The following is a 19,078-nucleotide window of genomic DNA, read 5'->3' on the forward strand; positions in this document are numbered from 1 at the left end:
GGGCATGAGAGGAAGGATGGAAATTGCAAAAAAAATAAAACCTTTAAGATAATTATCTTAAAGGTTTTCAGACATTAATGTCAGTGAGAGTATCAATTATTAGTAATTTATAATTTTTAATTGCTATAAGAAAAAACTCTTCGGCTATTATTTTAATAGAAAACCAGAACCTTACTCGGTCGTAAAGTTTAAATCATTTATTCTAGTTATTCTAGTTTTCAAAATTTAGACAAAAGTTAGCAGATATCCCGTTATAGAACCTGCTAAAACTATTAAAGCGGAGTTGATTTTCTTGTATTTAAATAGTATGGCAATACTTAATAAAGCAATTAAAATAGTGCGCCAGTCAACGAAAGTTTCGCTTCCCATTTCTAAACAAATGGAAATTATAATGGCTACGGATGCCACATTTACAGCATCTAAAAATGTAGAAAACAATCGAGAATGCCGCATTTTTTTAACCAGTGGATTTAGTAATGCAACAAAAATAAAAGATGGTAAGAAAATGGCAATAGTTGAAAATAAAGCTCCTGAAAAACCATTAATTTGATAGCCGATAAAAGTTACTGCTGAAAAAACCGGACCGGGGGTAAACTGTCCAACAGCTATCGCATCAATTAATTGTGTTCTGGACAAAAGTCCAGCTACAACTAATTCAGCATGGAGAAAAGCGAAAAGCACATAACCACTTCCATACAAAATGGCACCAATTTTTAAGAAAATCAAAAATAAATTCCAGTCTACTGCCGACATGAAATGATTATCCGAAATTTGAAAAAGTGTCAAGGGAATAAAAGAATGCACGTTATTATTCTTATCGAGTTTGAAATAATAAAGTAACACTGCCAGTATTCCGGCACCAAACATCAAAATTATTTCATTGAAATTTAGTAGTGAAAGCAGCAAAACTACACCTGCGATAATTCCCAGCTGGATTGTTTTTATGGATTTTTTTGCCAGTGGAAAAATTGCAGACAATATAATGGCAATAATAGCGGGCTTTATGCCATATATAAAAGGTTTAACTTCTGGAATCTGCCAATATTCTTTATATAGCCAGGCGAAAAATCCGGTAATTAAAACAGCAGGCAGGATAAAACAAAGCCCCGCAGTGACCAAACCTTTCCAGCCTGCTTTTTCATGTCCGATATGAATTGCCATTTCGGTACTGTTTGGGCCGGGTATTAAATTCGTTGCGCCAATTAAGTCTAGAAAGTGCTGCTGGGTAAGCCATTTTCTTTTTTGAACTACTTCTTCCTGCATCATGGCGATATGAGCCGCAGGACCGCCAAAACCAATTACTCCAAGTTTGAGAAAAAGTTTTGCAATCTCTTTTAAAGGAGTTTTGTTATTCATTATTAAACCATCTTTTGTCAAGAGCCCATGAGCCTGCTCCTTTTATTAAAAGGAAAATACTGCCTAAAAGCATGGCCCAGTCGGTTCTGCTTTCGTGAAGCATTTTCCAGAATCCTTTATCTATTAAAACTTCCGTCTTTGTTGTGGCAATGGCAGAAATCATAATAATGATTAATGGAATACTGGCAGCCCTTACATATAGACCAAGTAAGACCAGAATTCCGCAGATAATTTCAAAGCATCCTGTAAAATTTCCTAAAAACTCAGGAGATGGTAATCCAATTTTCGCAAACCGGCCAGCACCTAAGGTTTCGGGGAATAGAAATTTTTGAATGCCTTCAGAGAGAAATACGGCTCCTGTCATGAGTCTGATGAGTATGGTAGTTTTGGAATTATCGGTATTGAATATTTTAGATTTAATTTTCATGCAGTTTAAAATTTAAACTCAAGGTTCGTAATTGTTATAAAGAGGATCAAGGAAACTTTAAAGAGATGGATTTTTATACTAATTTTTTATGGAATAAAGATATTACTGTTTTGCGTTTTTTTTAGATTCATCCTTTTAATTAATTAATTTTTTTTCGGAATAGCTTTCAAAACAAGAATTTTTAGGTTCTCCAGCGACTTGTTTGTAATAGATACTATTATGACCTCATAACAGATAATAAACCACACTGGCAAAAGCGGCATAAATCCCGCATTCTGCTCCAAATATTTCAATTTCAATTGCATTAACATACAGGCATGGGGCGTATTAGTTGCTCCTGCAAAAACGGCTACAAATCCCATTGCGGTAAAAAGACCAGTAGGTAAGGGATAAAGAGCGATAAAGCACTCCCCAGGGCAGCGCAACTCCTGAATAAAAAAATGAAGTAATGAAATTTATTAATGCCTTTATTGTTAAAGAAAATCTAACCGATAGTATCCGTAAAGAAAATAATATTAAGTTAAGGTAAATTATATCATTTTATCTTTATGATAACGCAGCAGCCACTGTTCCATTTTTTGAAGAAGTTTGACCTCTGCAGGATTACCCAATGGATCGTCCAGTCCATTTACCGTCCTGCTTATATTAAATTTTCCATTCTCAAACTCGCATGTAAATTTAGGAAACTCATTGTGTGATATGATCCAGCTGTCTGACAACATTTTTTTAATTTCAAATTTCTTCATGGTAAGGCATTGCAGCAGTAGTTATTTTTAGTCCCTTTATAAACTACAAATTTAAAGAATTATTACAGCGGATTTCTAATAGTAGGAAATTGTAAATTTTGTTGAAAATTTATAAATATATTGATTATCAATTGTTCCTATTTGATTCGTAAAAATGAGAAGAGAATTTTAATTTAAAGTAGTTATGTATAAAAATGTTTTATTTTTGAGCATTCTACTTTAATTCAATTAAACTAATCCATAAGTGCTAGCAGACAGACCCTATTTAAAAGAAATATCATTGAAAAGAGAACTTGTTAGAAGTTATGATGAATATCCTTTTACAATACCTTCTATAAAGAATTTAGATAAACTATCTTTTCACTCTGATGTTACTTTTATAGTAGGAGAAAATGGCTCCGGGAAATCTACATTGATAGAAGCTATTGCTTTAAGTATGGGACTAGGGCAGGAAGGTGGGAGTAAAAATGCTCGTTTTAGCACTCATGAAAATGCATCAGGTCTTTTTAATTTTTTAAAGATTGCGAAAGGTTATAGCCTTCCGAAAGATTATTACTTTCTTCGCGCTGAAAGCTTCTATAATCTTGCAACATATATGGAGGAAACCGACAACCTTCAAGGGACAGGGTATTCATTACACGAATGTTCTCACGGAGAATCTTTTATGAAAATTGTTACTGAAAGATTAGGAGGAAATGGTCTGTATATTTTTGATGAGCCCGAAGCTGCCTTGTCTCCTATGAGACAACTAACCCTTCTGACAGCAATAGATGAACACGTAAAAAATAACTCTCAATTCATAATTGCTACACATTCACCAATTCTTTTAGCTTATCCAAACGCTATAATCTATCAATTGGATGAAAAGGGAATACGACAAATTAATTATGAAGAAACTGAACATTACTTAGTGACGAAAGGCTTTCTCAATAATTATAAGAATATGACCGATATATTGCTAGATCATGATAATACAAAAAATCATTAAATCACCTTTCAGGTTTGTAATTATTCTTGTTTTAAAACCAACCAAAGAATACCTGCAAAATTTGGGCATACTGGCCAAAAACGGTTTGAAGATTCATATCGATACAACTATCCATGGAGCGATTTCACAAAAGCCTTTGATGAAACAAAAGGAAATGGAGCAGTAGGAAAAAATACAATTTCTCTCTTGTGATTTATTTTAATAAAAGAAGAGAAATTAGAAAAAGAAGGATATTTTAAAGCAAGCCGTTTTAGAAAAGGTTTACATAAATTGAAAAAGGACACTTACTTAGGTGTCCTTTTTTATTTAACCTGATTTCGATATGTGCACTTTTAAGATGCAATTTTAATCTTAAATCTTATGGCTTCAATTTGAATTATTATAGTTATGAAGTATTCTCAGGGAATTTCTATGTGCTTGTCGTTTTTTGTTAACCTATTGTATTTAAATGGATTCAGTCGATCTACCTACTTTTTATTACTACTATTATAAATTTTATTTATAAAATGTAAAAATTATTAATTTGATTTATGATTACAGATCAGCCAATTTTGTCCTGTCAATAACAAACAAGGAATGCGTAAAGTCATTTGAAAAAATTATCCATTATAAAGAGAAAATCAGCCATTTCATCCGGCTGAGCTTTGCAAGATCTTTGCTTTATAGAATTGACAATCATTATGGTAAACCAATTAGAAAAACAAATTTTTAAAAATTAACAATTAAAACGTAAAGAAAATGAAAACCAGTTTAAAAACAATCGTAACAAGTGTAGCAGTGTTCTTAATAGTAGTAACAGCTGCTTTTTCTCAAAGTCAAAGAAAACCGGCAGGTTTAGGCAGAGAAGAATTTATTGAAGTGGAGAAAAATGTAAAACTGCACGTAACTGATTTAGGTGAAGGAAAACCAGTGGTATTGATTCATGGATGGCCGCTAAGTGATGCGATGTACGAATACCAATACGCAGAATTAATTCAAAAAGGTTACAGAGTGATCGGTATTACGCTAAGAGGCTTTGGTCTTTCAGACAAACCAGGCGGGGCTTATAATTATGACGTATACGCAGATGACATCAAAGTAATTCTGGACAAATTAAAAATTGAAAATGCCACTATCGGCGGATTCTCTATGGGAGGGGCCACGGTGATTCATTATGTAGCCAAATACAATGCAGCCCACGTTTCGAAATTGGCTTTGTTTGGCGCTGCGGCTCCGGTATGGACCAAAAGACCAGACTTTAATTATGGATTTTGGACAAAAGAAGATGTAAACGGGCTTATTGCACTAAACAATACCAACAGACCACAGTTATTTGAAAATTTTGGAAAAATTTTCCCTGCCAACCAAACCAGTGTTTCTCCGGGGTTAGGAGCTTGGTTAGGCACCATTCAGGCTCAGGCTTCGCCTTACGCTATGGGAGAATCTATGAAAACGCTTCGTGATTCTGATCTAAGAGAAGATTTAAAAAAGATCAAAATACCAACCCTTATCCTTCATGGGACACAGGACAAAATCTGTTCTTATGAACTTGCTGAGCAAATGCACAAATCCATCGCGAATTCCATTTTGGTTCCTTTTGAAAAAAGCGGTCATGCTTTATTTATCGAAGAGCTTCCAAAATTCAATGCCGAACTAATCAAATTCATTCAATAATAATGCTTCAATAAAAAAATGCTGTCTTTTCAAAGACAGCATTTTTTAGTTACAACAACTTATTTTTTAACCCTTCTTATTTTAAATCAAATGAAAAATATACTTATACTATTATTTAGCATCACAAGCTTTACCGTAGCAGCGCAGACTGCCGATCAAAAGATTAATCAATTGGGAATTCAATTGCCAGAGATTTCCAATTCACTTGGAAGTTATGTGGATGTAGTTCAGGTTGGAAATATTCTTTATCTCTCAGGTAAAGGCCCTTTAAGGGCTGATGGCACTTATATCACAGGCAAAGCAGGGCAGGACCTGACTACTGAGCAGGCTTATCAGGCATCGAGATTGACTGCCATCAATCAATTGGCAGTGCTTAAAAAATACTTGGGCAGTCTGGATAAAATCAAACGAATTGTCAAAGTCAACGGTTATGTCAATACAGCAGGTTCTTTTAGCGAGCAGTCCAGGGTTATCAATGGTTTTTCAGATCTGCTGGTAGAAGTTTTTGGTGATTCCGGCAAACATGCGCGCACTTCCATCGGAGTGGCTTCACTGCCAATGCAAATGGCTGTTGAAGTTGAACTCATTGTAGAATTGAAATAAAGACCTGGGGAAAAACATCCATCATAAAGAGAAAAATCGCCATTCCGGGCACGGTCGGATTGCCTGACCTTTGTATTATAATAATCGAGTAAATAAAGTGAAATGAAAAGGATACAGGCGTTGGATCCACAAAAGGCAGAAGGAGAAATTAAAAATCTTTTTGATACGGTAGAGCAGCAATTAGGAATGGTGCCCAACATGATGCGGGTAATGGGAAATTCTCCAGCGGTTTTAAACAGCTACCTCTTGTCCTGCAAAGCATTAAAGGAAAGTTCGATCGGCTTTACCTTGTCTGAGCAGATTGCGCTGACTGTTGCCCATGTCAATGGATGCGACTACTGCCTGACCTCCCATACTTTTATCTCGAGCGTTATCTTAAAAATAGACCCGAAGACCATCGAATTGGCCAGAAAAGGAGAATCATGCAAAAGCAAATCCCAGTCTGTACTGGAATTTGTAATCAATCTCATGCAAAACAAAGGAAAGCCCTCTGATGCGCATCTGCAGGCTTTGCAAAAGGAAGGTTTTGACGACAGGCAAATAACAGAAATCATAGCCCATACGGCTTTTGAGATCTTTACCAACTTTATTGCCAATGCTTCCCAGGTTGCCATTGATTTTCCTGATATCACCAGCAATGGTCTGAAGGCTAAAATTTAATTAATACAAAAAAAAGAAAAAATGAAATCTAAATTTTATCACAGCGGAAGCATCAGTAACGTATTCTTAACGGTTCTTCTTTTTGCTTTCGGACTTAATTTCGGACAAAGCAAAACCACACAATCCGGTTATCAGGTTATAACAATAGGCGATACAGAAGTTATCGCACTTTCCGACGGTACCGTAGCGGTGAGTGCCAATGAGCTGCTGACGGCCAAAGAACCAGGAAGTATCAATCTATTGCTGGATCGGGCTTATCTGAAAGATCCTGTAGAGGTATCTATTAATACCTATCTGATCAAGACCCCAGACAGACTCATTCTTGTGGATACAGGGGCAGGGAGTCTTTTTGGAGCTTTTGGAGGTCATCTTAGCGCTTCTTTGAAAGAAGCAGGCTATAGCCCTGAGGCTATTACCGATATTTTAATTACACACATTCATGTGGATCATTCGGGAGGATTAACGCTAAATAACAAAATGTTATTTCCTAATGCCGTTATTCATGTCAATCAAAAAGAGATTGATTTTTGGATGAAAAGACTCGAAGCCAAGAAAGAGGATTCCAGAGGTGTCACACAAAACAGACCTGCCTTTATGGCCATGAAACCGTATCTGGACGCTGGAAAAGTAAAACCATTTCAGGGTGATGTGGACTTACTTCCACAGATCAAAACAGTAGAATTTGTGGGACATACAGCAGGTCATACGGTCTTTGTACTTCAGAGTAAGGGCGATAAACTAGTGTTCTGGGGTGATCTGATTCATGTAGCTGCCGTGCAGTTGCACCAGCCGGAGCTGCTCAACGATTTTGATTTTGACCAGCAGAAAGCCATTACCCAAAGGGTAAAAGCCTATCAGCTGGCAGCTAAGGAAGGTTATCTTATTGCGGCGGATCATATCTCCTTTCCGGGGATTGGCAGAATCCGCACAGCACAGGACGGATTTGTATGGATTCCGGCTCCTTATAGTACGCTGGGCCGTAACCAGTAAAAATCAGAAACTATTTTAAAGAAATTGTTTAAATTTGTTGTAATTCATCAAAAGCCAGGATCATGATTATAGACTCCACCTTATCGCTTATCAATTCGGCAGATAAAAATTTAGCCTTTAGAATCCGACATTTCGAGGACGATGCTGCCTTTAAAACGTTACAGGAGCAGGCTTATTCTTCTATCATCTGGCTTAAGGAAGGCAGCGCCAATATAAAAGTTGACTTTTCAGAATTCCCAATTAAAGCGGGTAGTATTTTATTTTTGTCTCCTTTTCAGCCTTTTGTTTTAGAGGCAGAAGAAGAAATTAAAGGAGTTTGTATTGATTTTCATCCTGAGTTTTTCTGTTTGATGAAACACCAAAAAGAAATTGCATTCTGTGGTCTTATTTTCAATAATATTTATGATCCGCCTTTTATTACCATCACAGAATCAGAGGCTGTGCTGTTTGAGGTTTTGATTGTACAATTAATTAATGAAGTGCAGAAAACAGCTTTGGCGCAGCATGATATTTTGGTTTCGATATTGAAGATTTTTATGATTCATGCGTCGAGAATAAAAATGCAGCAAAGCGTTGCGGCAGAAATTCCATTGTCCGATCAGGAACATCCTTTTATTCTGCAGAACTTAAAGGATGCTATCGATGCCCATTTCAGGGAAAAGCACAGCGCGAGTGAATATGCCGAGGTTTTAAAAATATCACCCAAGTCCTTGTCTAAGATTACCAAAACACATCTTAATAAAACCCTGACCAACCTGATCTCGGAAAGGATTGTATTAGAGGCTAAGAGGGATTTGTATATGACAGGTAAATCCGTAAAAGAGATAGCCTATGGGTTGGGATTCAAAGACGAGTATCATTTTAGCCGTTACTTTAGAAACAGTACCAATGTTTCGCCGCAAATTTACCGCGATTCTCTGAGATCCTCCAAATCAGAGGTCAAAATAGCCGTTTAAGGTATCTTATAGGCTTCATTATTTAGGATTTTGCCACTTAAAGTATTGGGAACAAAATACTTATGAAGTTTATGAAAAAATAACATTGAAAAACTTAGTTTTTAAAAGAAAGATTCTATTTTTGTATCGATCATTACAAAAATAATATCATGAGAGGAAGACCTACGATTTTTAAGGAACAGGAACTGCTGCAAAAGGCACAGCATGTCTTTTGGGAAAAAGGGTATACGGCAACTTCACTTGAAGATTTGCTAAAAGCCATGGAGATCGGCAGCGGCAGTTTTTACAATACGTTCAAGGGGGGTAAAAAAGAATTGTTTTCCAGGGCAATACAACAACGCAGAGAGGCCTTTGCTGAATTTAAAGCTGAAGTTGATACCAGTGCATCGCCTCTTGAGGTAATCAAAGATTTTTACCGTTCTCTTGCAAATGCAGATAGACAGACTCATCTGCAGGGCTGTTTGATTGTTAATACTGTAACGGAAATGACCTTTGTAGATCAGGCATTGGAAGAAGAGGCGGTAAGAGTCTTAAAAGAAGTGGAACAAATGTATGTGGATGTCATTGCCAAAGCACAGCAGGACGGAACGATTAAAAACCAGACCAGTGCTGCAATTTTGGGACGTTATTTAATTACGTTCTGGAGTGGCTTTAATGTCACTAGACGTATGTATCCGGACCGTGCAATACTTAAAGAACAAATAGAAATGCAGCTTAGTATTTTGAGCTAGGCTGCTTTTTTTTACTAATTTTTGTAGTAATCAATACAAAATAAATAGTCTGAAATTCCATTTTCAGTAAGGGATAGTAGGGATTGTTTTTTTTTGGAGAATTTTTGTAGTAATCAATACAATAATAAATATAGAATGGATTTACAGTTGCAATCAAAGACCGCTTTTATTAGCGGCTCAACGCAGGGCATTGGTTTTGCCATTGCCCAGCAGCTCCTTCGCGAAGGAGCTACAGTTATCATTAACGGAAGAAGTGAGGAAAAACTTGCCGCTGCTTTGCAAAAACTCAAAGCCGAACTTCCAGAGGCTGCTGTCTCGGGAATAGTGGCCGATTTTTTGAGCGGCGAACAGGTTGATACCTTAATCAATTCGTTGCCCCAGGTGGATATACTGATCCATAATGTAGGGGTATTTGAACTCAGGAATTTTACCGAGATTACCGATGAGCAGTGGCTTTCTATTTTTGAAGTCAATGTACTGAGCAGTATCAGGCTTTCCAGGAGATTGTTTCCTAAAATGATTGCCAGAGGCTGGGGCAGGGTAGTGTTTATCAGTAGTGAATCTGGAGTTAATATTCCGGAGAATATGATCCACTACGGCATGACCAAAACGGCATTATTGTCGATTAGCAATGGTCTGGCTAAACTCACTAAGAATACGCAGGTGACGATCAATGCTGTTTTAGGGGGACCAACTTATTCTGATGGTGTTGCCGCTGCAGTTACTCAGATTGCCAAGGCACAGGATTTAACGGAGGAACAGATGAAGGGAATAATTATACAAAATACCAATCCAACCTCACTTTTACAGCGATTTATCAGCCCATCAGAAATTGCCAGTACCGTTACGTATCTCTGCAGTCCTTTGGCCTCAGCAACCAACGGCGCGGTAACCCGGGTAGATGGAGGTGTTTTAACGTCACTTTAATAAAATCCAATTTAATAATCTTCAAATAACAAAAGTATGCCAATTAAAGGTCAAAAGCTGGAGAATCCAGCCACCGGGGATGTGTATGAATTCATTGAAACTGCTGCCGATACAGCAGGGAAACAGGTAAAGGTCAGGATTACCTTAAAATCCAAAGGGGCTCTGGTTCCCAATCATATCCACACATTTCAGCATGAAAAATTTGAGGTACTATCCGGGCATCTGACGGTGTTCTCAGAAGGCCGAAAATATGTACTGACACCAGGGGAAGCCATTGATTTGCCAAAAGGCAAAGCGCACAATCATTACAATGAGCATCATACCCCGGCGGTATACATTCAGACCGTATCTCCGGCGCTGGACTTTGAGCATTTGCTTGAAACCATCGTGGGACTCAGTTCTGAAGGGAAAATGCCAAACGGCAAAGCGGGCCTCATGCAGGAGTTGGTACTGCTGCGCTACATCGACAGTAAAAGTGTCCTGGCCGATATTCCACTAGGCGTTCAAAAAATATTACTCAATACAATTGCACCTCTTGGACGACTTCTGGGATACAGGGCGGTATACAAAAAGTATTCAGGCATCGAAAAATAAGAACAGCTGCAAATCATACTCAACCTAATTTTTTAGAAAATAAAACAACTTGTCCCATACAGTTAAGACATTACGCCATATATCCATTTTTTATAAGCTCCTCTTTAATGAACTTTGCCAGCATTAAAAACGTTATCATTCACCGACATTATTATGCAAAGCACGTCGAGAAGAACTTTTATAAAACAATCGGGACTGGGACTTACTGCATTGATGCTGCCTTTAGGTCTCATTTCTTTAGAAAAATACGATATTATGGATGATGCCTCATTTTTTGATGTGATTATAATAGGAGGGAGTTATGCTGGACTTTCTGCAGGGATGGCTTTGGGTAGGGCACTCAAAAAGGTTTTAATTGTTGATAGTGGTCATCCCTGCAATATCCAGACACCACATTCGCATAACTTCCTGACCCAGGATGGCAAGACTCCCAAAGAGATTGCTGCTATTGCCAAGGAGCAGGTATTATTTTACGATACAGTAAGGTTTCATGAAGGACTCGCCATTATGGCCAATAAAATCAATGAAGGTTTCGAAGTTTGTCTGGTTTCGGGGGCTGTTATTAGGGCTAAGAAACTCATTTTCGCCACTGGGGTCAAAGATATTATGCCACAGTTGGATGGTTTTGCAGCCTGCTGGGGTAAATCCATTATCCATTGTCCTTTTTGCCATGGCTATGAGGTTAAAAACAAACCTACAGGAATTCTGGGCAATGGAGATTCGGGATTTGAATTTGCCAAAATGCTTTCGAACTGGTCGCAGGATCTGAGCTTGTTTACCAATGGTCCCGCTACTCTTACGGAGGTACAGTTGAAAAAATTACAGTTCCATCATATCAAAGTAATTGAAAAACCTATTGCCTATTTTGAACATCAGGAAGGGAATCTGGAGCAGATTGTATTTTCTGATTTAACCGACCATCCACTGAGCGTCTTATATGCCAAGCTGCCTTTTGTACAGCAGTGCGTACTGCCTTTTGCCCTTGGTTGTGATCTTACTTCTCAGGGACTCATAAAAGTGAATGAATTCCAGAAAACTTCCGTGTATGGTATTTCTGCCTGTGGTGATAGTGCCAATCCGTTACGTTCTGTTTCCAATGCGGTGGCATCGGGTACTGTGGCTGGAGCCATGATTAATAAGGAACTTACAGATGATACTTTTTAATTAATATCCAGCACAGCTTATGCCACACAAAGGTCAGATACTTGAAAATCCGCATACGGGAGATACATATGAATTTTTAGAAACGGCTGCCGATACCAATGGTGATTATATTAGGGTAAAGGTTACTATAAAATCAAGGGGAATCCGAATGCCTGCTCATATTCATAAGGTACAGGATGAATTCTTTGAGGTTATTTCCGGCAAACTCACTGTCGTGGACAGGCGGGAGAAAATAATCATATACCCGGGTGGAGAGTGGTTTTTCCCCAGTGACCGCCCACACAATCATTATAACAACCACTTAGGAAAAGTGGTTTATATACAGACCATTTCTCCTGCGCTGGACTTTGATTACCTGTTGGAAACTCTTCACGGGCTGAGCTGTGACGGAAAAATCCGAAAGGGAAAAATTGGATTCCTGCAGCAGATGGTACTGCTTAAATATATAGACAGCAAAAGAGTACTGGCTGATGTTCCCCTTGGATTACAGAACGTTCTGGTGAATGCGCTTGCACCCGTTGGGCGCATTTTAGGGTATAGAGCGGTCTATAAAAAATATTCCGGGATGGAGAATAAGGCCGGTGCCTTTTATGGTTATTGTTTTCGAAAATCAGATGGTTTCAGGTTGGTGGCTTTTTTAAAAAAACGGCTAAAATGACCTGCATCACGAAAGCCGAGTTCATAGGCTATTTCTTTAACCGATAGTGTGGTATAGGTAAAAAGTCTTTTGGCCTCCATGATAATCCGATCCTGTATGATTTGTGAGGGGGTGCTATAGTTGAAACCGCTAAAAATGCGGGTGAGAGTTTTCGGCGTTTTGTGCAGTCGCTGTGCATAGTGGCTGACCTTGTGCTGGGTCTTAAAATCCTGATCGACCAGTATATTGAATTGCCGGATGAGGTCAAATTTTTCTTCTTCATATATTTTTCCTGCCAGATATTGTTCTTTGGCCAGTCTGGTGGTGAGGATAATGAGACGTTTGAGCAGCATCTGAAGCATATCGGTCTGAATGGTGTCGATAGTTTGGAATTCCTCTATGAAGAGCTGCCGGAGTACAGAAAATTTTTCACGGCCGGCTTCATTTAATTGCAGGAACTGGCTGCCACGGTAACCAAAAAACAACACACCAAAACAGCTGATTTCAAAATAACTGTCAACGTTGCAGTAAAAATCCCTAGAGTACTGCCATGCGGTGATCTGTTCGGGTTTTTCAAAATTGTAATCCTGTGCCGATACCAATGGAATAATACTGTAGGCGGGAAATTGATGAGTTATGCCGTTAATGATAATTTCCTGCGCCTGTTCCCCATTGAGGGCGATGGTTAACAATAGGTCTTTATCGAGACCATTTTTATTGAAATAAGCAGGCCTCTTTTCGAGGTGGGTAAAGATCAATTTCCCTTTTGTTTTGGGGCACAGGTGTTCGAGCTGCATAGACAAACTGGTATTATTCGGTGCAAAACTATAGAAATTCTGTTCTTAAAAATGCGGTTGGGAAAATTCGTCAAGTCTTTGAGAAATATGTCCCACTCTTTTTATTGAGTCCCTAATTAGATTTGCATGCATTAAAAGTTAAACCCTAAATTATTACTAATGAAAACACTGCCGTTTTTCTTGATGAGGACTTCTTTTTTTGAAGTTCCCTTGCTGGCAAAAATCCCATTGGGACCGCCTCCGCTGCCCTGCATATTGTTCAGCCTTTTTACAAGACCTGAATCGCCTTTAAAATTACAATGAAAAAATCAGAATTTATCTTTAAAGAATCTTAAAAAATACCTACATGAAAACAACCTTTAAAATCTCCCTATTGTCTTTTCGTTTTTTGGCTATTGCCTTAGTTAGTGTGTTATTAGCTGCAGCCTGCAGCAGCGAGCCTTCTGAGGCGGAAACTGACCCAACGGAAGAAGGCACTACTCCAAAAGATCCTGTGGCCAACAATCCCGTGGACGCACTTGCCTGTAAAAAGAAGCCCAGCCAGATTATGTACGGTCTTCATAAAATAGATGTAAAGTACAATGCCAAAGATCAGGCGATTGAGTTTACGACCAATATGGTCAACGACCGAAAGCTGTCCGATCCTCCTGTTAAAACGATTTATACGGTTACCTACAATGCGGCAGGCAAACCGGAAAAAGTAAACAAAACTACCCAAGACAAGCCTGACGGCCACTATGTACTGGAATATAATACCAACGGGAAAGTAAGCAAACAATCAGAATATGATGCTGCAGGTAAACTGATTTATTATACCAATGCGGAATATGATGCCAATGGCATTATGAGCAAGATTACCACTATTAAAGAAGGTAATGATAACGGTATGGATCTGAGTAATACCTATGAATTTACGAACGGGAATCTGAGCAAAAAGACTACCAAGAATTTGTTTGATACCGACGCCAAGGAATATTACAATGCAGATTACAAATACACTTATGAAGATAAGGAAACCAAAGTACAGTCTCTTTTCGACGGACCATTGGGACTACGTATTCTGGCCAATATTGCGCAGAGTGCTTCACTGCAGTACCAGTCAGTGGATCATATTGCCCAGTATTTTCAGGTGCATGAGGCCAGCAACAGCAAGAATATGCTGAAAAATATCGAAATTATTGCGTACCGTTACGGGACACGCGACACAACCAATATCGATTATTCGTATGAATACGATGCCGACGGTTTTCCAACTTTTGAAAAAGCAGTCTTAAAAAATATTACAAGACGAAAGTCTAACGGTCCATTTGGTTCAGTTGTTATCACTACAACTCCTCATTACCAGACCGTAAAGCTGAATATTGAATACAAATGTAAATAAACCCACTTCCAAGTAAGCTCCTGTTGAGACAGGAGCTTTTTTTGTATCACTTTTTAAACCCTGATTTATGAAGACCAGGAAATTACATTCCTCTATTATCATAGCCGCACCTCGACGCGACGTATTTCAGCACATATTTGCCTACGATCTGCTGAAGATTTTTGAAAAACTCTGGTATCTTCCTGTTTTTCTGCATCCTATATTTGAAAGGGACTACAGTGTTCCAGGCTGCGAGCGCACTATTTACTTTGAAGACTTTAATACGATCAAACAGCGACTGATCACTTATGTGGATCAGGAGAGTTTTTCGGTACTTCTCACTGGATTTACCTCCAAAAAATTTGCGGGACTGGACAGTATCATTTACCAGTTCACCTTTACCGATTTCGGGAATGATAAGACTACGCTCCGATGTGAATATACTTTTTTTATCTCCACTGTACTCTGGGACATACTCTTTCGGCATTTTGCCCAGAGGGTTCTGCAGGAGCGCATCAGTGCGTTTTTAGTTTCTAATGCCAAAAGACTAGCCCGGACTCCGGTGGGAGAAACGGTCTGAACTGCTTTTCAATTTTAATACCATGTCAAATTTTAATTATGCTTCTACTTGATTGTGTTAATCCGGAAAATTCAATTTACTTTCTCAGCATGTATGTACTAAAAGCCCTTCGCACAAAGACAGTCAGCCTCTGATGGAGCTTTATGGCAATGTCAACAGTTGCGAAATATCCCTTTCTCTAAATTTATTGTATGTCTGGACTGGCTGTACAGCGTATTGAAAATGAGATAGAGGAAGTAGACGGCTTTATAGCCGCACTAACGGTTCATAAAGCGACTTTGTAACTATTTATTGTAGAAGTTGGAGGGCTGTTCGGGTGGGACAGCCCTTTTTTATGGGAGTTTTTTTTAATGGGTGTTCTACTTACTGGTTTATTAATTGTTATTTTCCGATGCAGAAATTGGTATTCCAGTATTAACTGGGGTTAACAGATGTCGAGGTACAAGTAAAGTACCGATCTGAACAAAGTAAAACGAAACAACAACAAACAAATTTTTATTGATTTTCAATTGAAAAAAGTGTATTTGTCAATTTGTAGAATTATATTTTCTAAGAACACATTAACCCAGTGGTTGAGACAAATATATAAAATATATTAGAAGTAATTTTATTTTGTTTTTTACTTGTAATCTATCACAAAGTAATTGAGTGTCGATAAAGATTTGTATTTGAAGCTTAATGAAATTGAAAAAAATGATTACTACTTGAAACTCATCAATCAGGTTATCATTATATATCTAAATCTAAGAATATTGATCTCACAGAATTATTTAGTATAAGTGAGCAGTTAAAAAAAGAAAATTTTATCAATGAATGGAGACATAAAAAAAAGAAGTTTAAAGATCAAAATTTAGAGATTGAATTAATATGTAAATTTTCAGCATCTAGTTTTATTCTAATTTTAATTGCGTCAGATACTATTAGTAAGCAGTTGTTATTAAATGATGTACTGATAAAAACACTTCCCGATGAGGTTTGTTTTGTGAGATTATTTAAAAACATAATAATAGAGGATAACAAACTAATTATTACAGAATTTCAGAATAGACCTAAATTTATATTTGACTTGGAAGATGTCTATAAAAAAGATTTGTTTTTAAGTTGACTGATGTTGGATTAATTTATGAGCAACTTGTATGATAAAACCCGATAACTACATATTAAACTTCCACATCACTTGCAATTTAAATACCTTTCTTATCATTACTTTACTATCTTTGGCCAAAATCTGAAATATGCGAAAACTATTACTTTTACTGTTATTGCTTCCTTCTTTATTTCAAGCGCAAAATGCAGCTAGTGCCGATCCGGGATTTATTCCTGCCACGGTTTGGAATAATTATGAAAAACAAGTCAACGATATGGCGCTTCAGTCCGACGGCAAAATTGTCATTGCGGCTACCCAATATGATTACGATACGGGATGGACGCGAACCATAGAACGACTCAATGCAGACGGTTCGAGTGATGCTGCTTTTAGGGTATTGACCGATAATACGGCAAATACGCATAAATGTCTGATACTGATACAATCCGATGGCAAAATTATATTGGGCTCCCAATTTACCGTAGCAGGTGTAATCAAACCTATGATTCGGCTGAACACCGACGGTAGTATTGATACAACCTTCGACACGCCAGCTTTGCCAGCGTCTTCTTATATTTACTGTTTGACCTTGTTGCCAGACGGGAAGCTACTGGTTGGAAATGACTCTTCTAAAAAACTGCTTCGCCTGACCGCCGATGGTGCTTTAGATACCACTTTTTATGATGAGCATCCCGAAATACAGTCTTGCAGGGCCGTATTGGTATTGCCAGATGGCAAGTTGATTGTAGCCGGCTCAATGTTAGATCCAGGAGGGGCGGTTACGTACTACAATATTGAAAAACTAAATGCCAACGGCACAATAGATCCGACATTTGATATCAGCACCAGTTTTATAGGTCGGAATGGTTATACGTCTTCATTGGCATTACAGCCTGACGGAAAAATACTGGTGGGCGGAAGGTTCGATACATGCGACGGAAACAATTCTAAGAGCTTAGCACGGCTGCACCCCGACGGAAGTTATGACAACACATTTACATCTCCAATATATGACACAGAACCTGTGGTAAATGACATTTTGGTGCGACCTAACGGCAATATCCTGATTGGAGGTAATTTTAGCGCGAGCAGTATTTATGGTATTGCTATGCTGTTACCAAACGGTTCAGTAACTTATTCTTTTTCGCCATCGACGACTGGTACTAGCGTTAGGATTACAGAATACTCGGAGGTGCGCAGGGTCGTGCAGCAACCTGACGGTATGATCTTGCACTGTGGTGATTATGGAAATATTGGAGGCCAGAATAATAAGACCAACATGATTCGCTTGCTCGGTACTGATAGCTACCTTGTAAACGGCTATACCCGACTTGACATGCAAAATAACGGGTGTACCGATGCCGATCCCGGATTTCCGTACCTTAAGTACAAACTGGTGAACGGTGCGACCCAAAGTTCTTATTATTCCAGTTCCAATGGTTACCATGGCGTAATGCTCAAAAATGGCACAAGTGTTATCACACCTATACTTGAAAATCCGACTTGGTTCAGCGTTTCGCCATCAAGTATCAGTCTGAATATGCCATCGGCAACGAATTATGCAAACCAGAATTTCTGTGTGACCGCAGTCGGAAGCCACCATGATTTGTCGGTTGTAATAGTGCCAATTAACCGAGCGACACCAGGTTTTGACGCCTATTATAAAGTTTTGGTTAGGAACAATGGCAATCAAACGGCAACAGGTACTGTACGATTTACGTACGATGCCGCTACGGCGGAATACATCCAAAGTACCCCTTTGGCCGCAAGCGCAGGTTTTGGCTCGGTGACATGGAATGTTGAGGGTTTATTGCCGTTATCTGAAGTTAAATATATTGTAAAACTAAACTTAAACAGCCCTACCGATACGCCACCATTGAATGCCAATGATATATTGAAATTTTCAGTAGTGGCAAACATTGCTCAAGACGAAGTTGCGACAAATAATGAAGCTACATTGGAGCAAACGGTAGTAAATTCGTTTGATCCTAATGATAAGATTTGCCTCGGAGGTGACTATGTGCGCCCGGAACATGTAGGTGATTATATGTATTACCGCATCCGATTCGAGAATTTGGGTACGGCATCGGCGCAAAACATTAAGGTGACCGATATGATTGATACCACTAAATTTGATATCGCTAGTTTGAGTCCAGTAGACGGTAGCCATCCTTTTACTACCCGCGTGATACAAGGTAATCAGGTCGAGTTTATGTTCAACAACATACAGCTTGGGTTTGCTGATGAGAATAATGATGGCTATTTGGTTTTTAAAATTCGTTCATTGAATTCGCTTACAGAAGGTGCTGTGCTAGAGAATATAGCTTCGATTTATTTTGACTACAATCTCCCTGTTGTGACGAATATTTCGGCCGTGACGGTGCAGACGTCTTTGCATACTATATCATTTGAAACGATTAAATTGGCGCTTTATCCTGTTCCTGCGGGCGATATGGTATTCATCAGTATTCCCAAACAAGTTAATGTTCAGTCAGTAACAGTGTATAATCTTTTAGGGCAGTCGGTACTTGAAAATGTAAGACCCGGACCCCAAGGCGATGTGAATGTTACAACACTTGCCAATGGAAGCTATTTAATGCGGGTGAGGACGGAACTGGGCGATGGTGTGATGCGGTTTGTTAAAAAGTAGGTGCTCGGCGTAATTGGTAGTGTATCAGATTAGGTGTTTTTACATATTAGCGATTTAACTACGTGAAAGAGAATATAAATTTGTAATTTTTGAATGGTAAAAGAGACGACCTGCAGGTCGTCTCTTTTGTTTTTGATATTTTAAAAAGCCTTAAAATGCTTTTATTGTACCT

Annotated in this window: 19 protein-coding genes; 15 read left to right on the forward strand and 4 right to left on the reverse strand. The window is 38.4% G+C overall.

Annotated elements, in window-relative coordinates:
* Positions 1-225: 225 nt before the first annotated feature.
* From chrA to HAV12_RS10935, 3 genes are all read right to left on the reverse strand, one after another.
* A complete protein-coding gene (chrA, locus tag HAV12_RS10925; RefSeq protein WP_171571673.1) occupies positions 226-1,356 on the reverse strand; it encodes a chromate efflux transporter in 1,131 nt (376 codons plus the stop codon).
* Positions 1,349-1,783 (reverse strand): DoxX family protein, encoded by a 435-nt coding sequence (locus HAV12_RS10930; RefSeq protein WP_197984790.1) that lies wholly within the window; start codon positions 1,781-1,783, stop codon positions 1,349-1,351. Before HAV12_RS10930 ends, chrA begins: the two co-directional genes overlap by 8 nt.
* A 530-nt stretch (positions 1,784-2,313) precedes the next feature.
* Positions 2,314-2,505 (reverse strand): hypothetical protein, encoded by a 192-nt coding sequence (locus HAV12_RS10935; RefSeq protein WP_205423370.1) that lies wholly within the window; start codon positions 2,503-2,505, stop codon positions 2,314-2,316.
* 304 nt (positions 2,506-2,809) lie between these two features.
* Here HAV12_RS10935 and HAV12_RS10940 point away from each other — a divergent pair, with 304 nt between their 5' ends.
* The 12 genes from HAV12_RS10940 to HAV12_RS10995 all read left to right on the forward strand — a co-directional run bounded on the left by HAV12_RS10940 (position 2,810) and on the right by HAV12_RS10995 (position 12,453).
* Positions 2,810-3,517 carry an AAA family ATPase gene (locus HAV12_RS10940; protein WP_197984791.1) on the forward strand — a complete coding sequence of 236 codons (708 nt, stop codon included), beginning with the start codon at positions 2,810-2,812 and terminating at the stop codon, positions 3,515-3,517.
* Positions 3,495-3,683: a hypothetical protein gene (locus HAV12_RS10945; RefSeq protein WP_171569694.1), complete on the forward strand. Its 189-nt coding sequence runs from the start codon at positions 3,495-3,497 to the stop codon at positions 3,681-3,683. Before HAV12_RS10940 ends, HAV12_RS10945 begins: the two co-directional genes overlap by 23 nt.
* A gap of 572 nt (positions 3,684-4,255) precedes the next feature.
* A complete protein-coding gene (locus HAV12_RS10950; protein WP_171569695.1) occupies positions 4,256-5,170 on the forward strand; it encodes an alpha/beta fold hydrolase in 915 nt (304 codons plus the stop codon).
* A 90-nt stretch (positions 5,171-5,260) separates the two neighbouring features.
* The gene (locus HAV12_RS10955; protein WP_171569696.1) at positions 5,261-5,773 is read left to right on the forward strand and encodes a RidA family protein; all 513 of its coding nucleotides are present in this window, start codon (positions 5,261-5,263) and stop codon (positions 5,771-5,773) included.
* Between the two features lie 102 nt (positions 5,774-5,875).
* Complete coding sequence (locus tag HAV12_RS10960; protein WP_171569697.1) at positions 5,876-6,433, forward strand: carboxymuconolactone decarboxylase family protein; 558 nt, start codon at positions 5,876-5,878, stop codon at positions 6,431-6,433.
* A gap of 21 nt (positions 6,434-6,454) precedes the next feature.
* Positions 6,455-7,423: an MBL fold metallo-hydrolase gene (locus tag HAV12_RS10965; protein ID WP_171569698.1), complete on the forward strand. Its 969-nt coding sequence runs from the start codon at positions 6,455-6,457 to the stop codon at positions 7,421-7,423.
* 62 nt (positions 7,424-7,485) lie between these two features.
* Positions 7,486-8,379 (forward strand): AraC family transcriptional regulator, encoded by an 894-nt coding sequence (locus HAV12_RS10970; RefSeq protein ID WP_171569699.1) that lies wholly within the window; start codon positions 7,486-7,488, stop codon positions 8,377-8,379.
* A 149-nt stretch (positions 8,380-8,528) separates the two neighbouring features.
* Positions 8,529-9,110: a TetR/AcrR family transcriptional regulator gene (locus HAV12_RS10975; protein ID WP_171569700.1), complete on the forward strand. Its 582-nt coding sequence runs from the start codon at positions 8,529-8,531 to the stop codon at positions 9,108-9,110.
* A 135-nt stretch (positions 9,111-9,245) separates the two neighbouring features.
* Positions 9,246-10,037, forward strand: a complete 792-nt coding sequence (locus tag HAV12_RS10980; RefSeq protein ID WP_171569701.1) for an SDR family NAD(P)-dependent oxidoreductase — start codon at positions 9,246-9,248, stop codon at positions 10,035-10,037.
* A gap of 36 nt (positions 10,038-10,073) precedes the next feature.
* The gene (locus tag HAV12_RS10985; RefSeq protein WP_171569702.1) at positions 10,074-10,631 is read left to right on the forward strand and encodes a cupin domain-containing protein; all 558 of its coding nucleotides are present in this window, start codon (positions 10,074-10,076) and stop codon (positions 10,629-10,631) included.
* Between the two features lie 153 nt (positions 10,632-10,784).
* Positions 10,785-11,795: an NAD(P)/FAD-dependent oxidoreductase gene (locus tag HAV12_RS10990; protein WP_171569703.1), complete on the forward strand. Its 1,011-nt coding sequence runs from the start codon at positions 10,785-10,787 to the stop codon at positions 11,793-11,795.
* 19 nt (positions 11,796-11,814) lie between these two features.
* Entirely contained in the window at positions 11,815-12,453 is a 639-nt protein-coding gene (locus tag HAV12_RS10995) for a cupin domain-containing protein (protein WP_171569704.1), read from the forward strand.
* Here HAV12_RS10995 and HAV12_RS11000 read toward each other — a convergent pair.
* Entirely contained in the window at positions 12,390-13,229 is an 840-nt protein-coding gene (locus HAV12_RS11000) for a helix-turn-helix domain-containing protein (protein ID WP_171569705.1), read from the reverse strand. The genes HAV12_RS10995 and HAV12_RS11000 overlap by 64 nt on opposite strands.
* A gap of 346 nt (positions 13,230-13,575) precedes the next feature.
* Between HAV12_RS11000 and HAV12_RS11005 the strand changes: the two genes are divergently transcribed.
* The 3 genes from HAV12_RS11005 (at position 13,576) to HAV12_RS11015 (ending at position 18,906) form a co-directional block, all read left to right on the forward strand.
* Entirely contained in the window at positions 13,576-14,610 is a 1,035-nt protein-coding gene (locus HAV12_RS11005) for a hypothetical protein (protein WP_171569706.1), read from the forward strand.
* Positions 14,611-14,677: 67 nt separating this feature from the next.
* Positions 14,678-15,169 (forward strand): hypothetical protein, encoded by a 492-nt coding sequence (locus HAV12_RS11010; protein ID WP_171569707.1) that lies wholly within the window; start codon positions 14,678-14,680, stop codon positions 15,167-15,169.
* 1,235 nt (positions 15,170-16,404) lie between these two features.
* Positions 16,405-18,906, forward strand: coding sequence for a T9SS type A sorting domain-containing protein (locus HAV12_RS11015; RefSeq protein WP_171569708.1), 2,502 nt, complete (start codon positions 16,405-16,407; stop codon positions 18,904-18,906).
* Positions 18,907-19,078 lie beyond the last annotated feature (172 nt).

This window comes from Flavobacterium sp. CLA17, assembly GCF_013112255.2.
GTDB lineage: Bacteria > Bacteroidota > Bacteroidia > Flavobacteriales > Flavobacteriaceae > Flavobacterium > Flavobacterium circumlabens.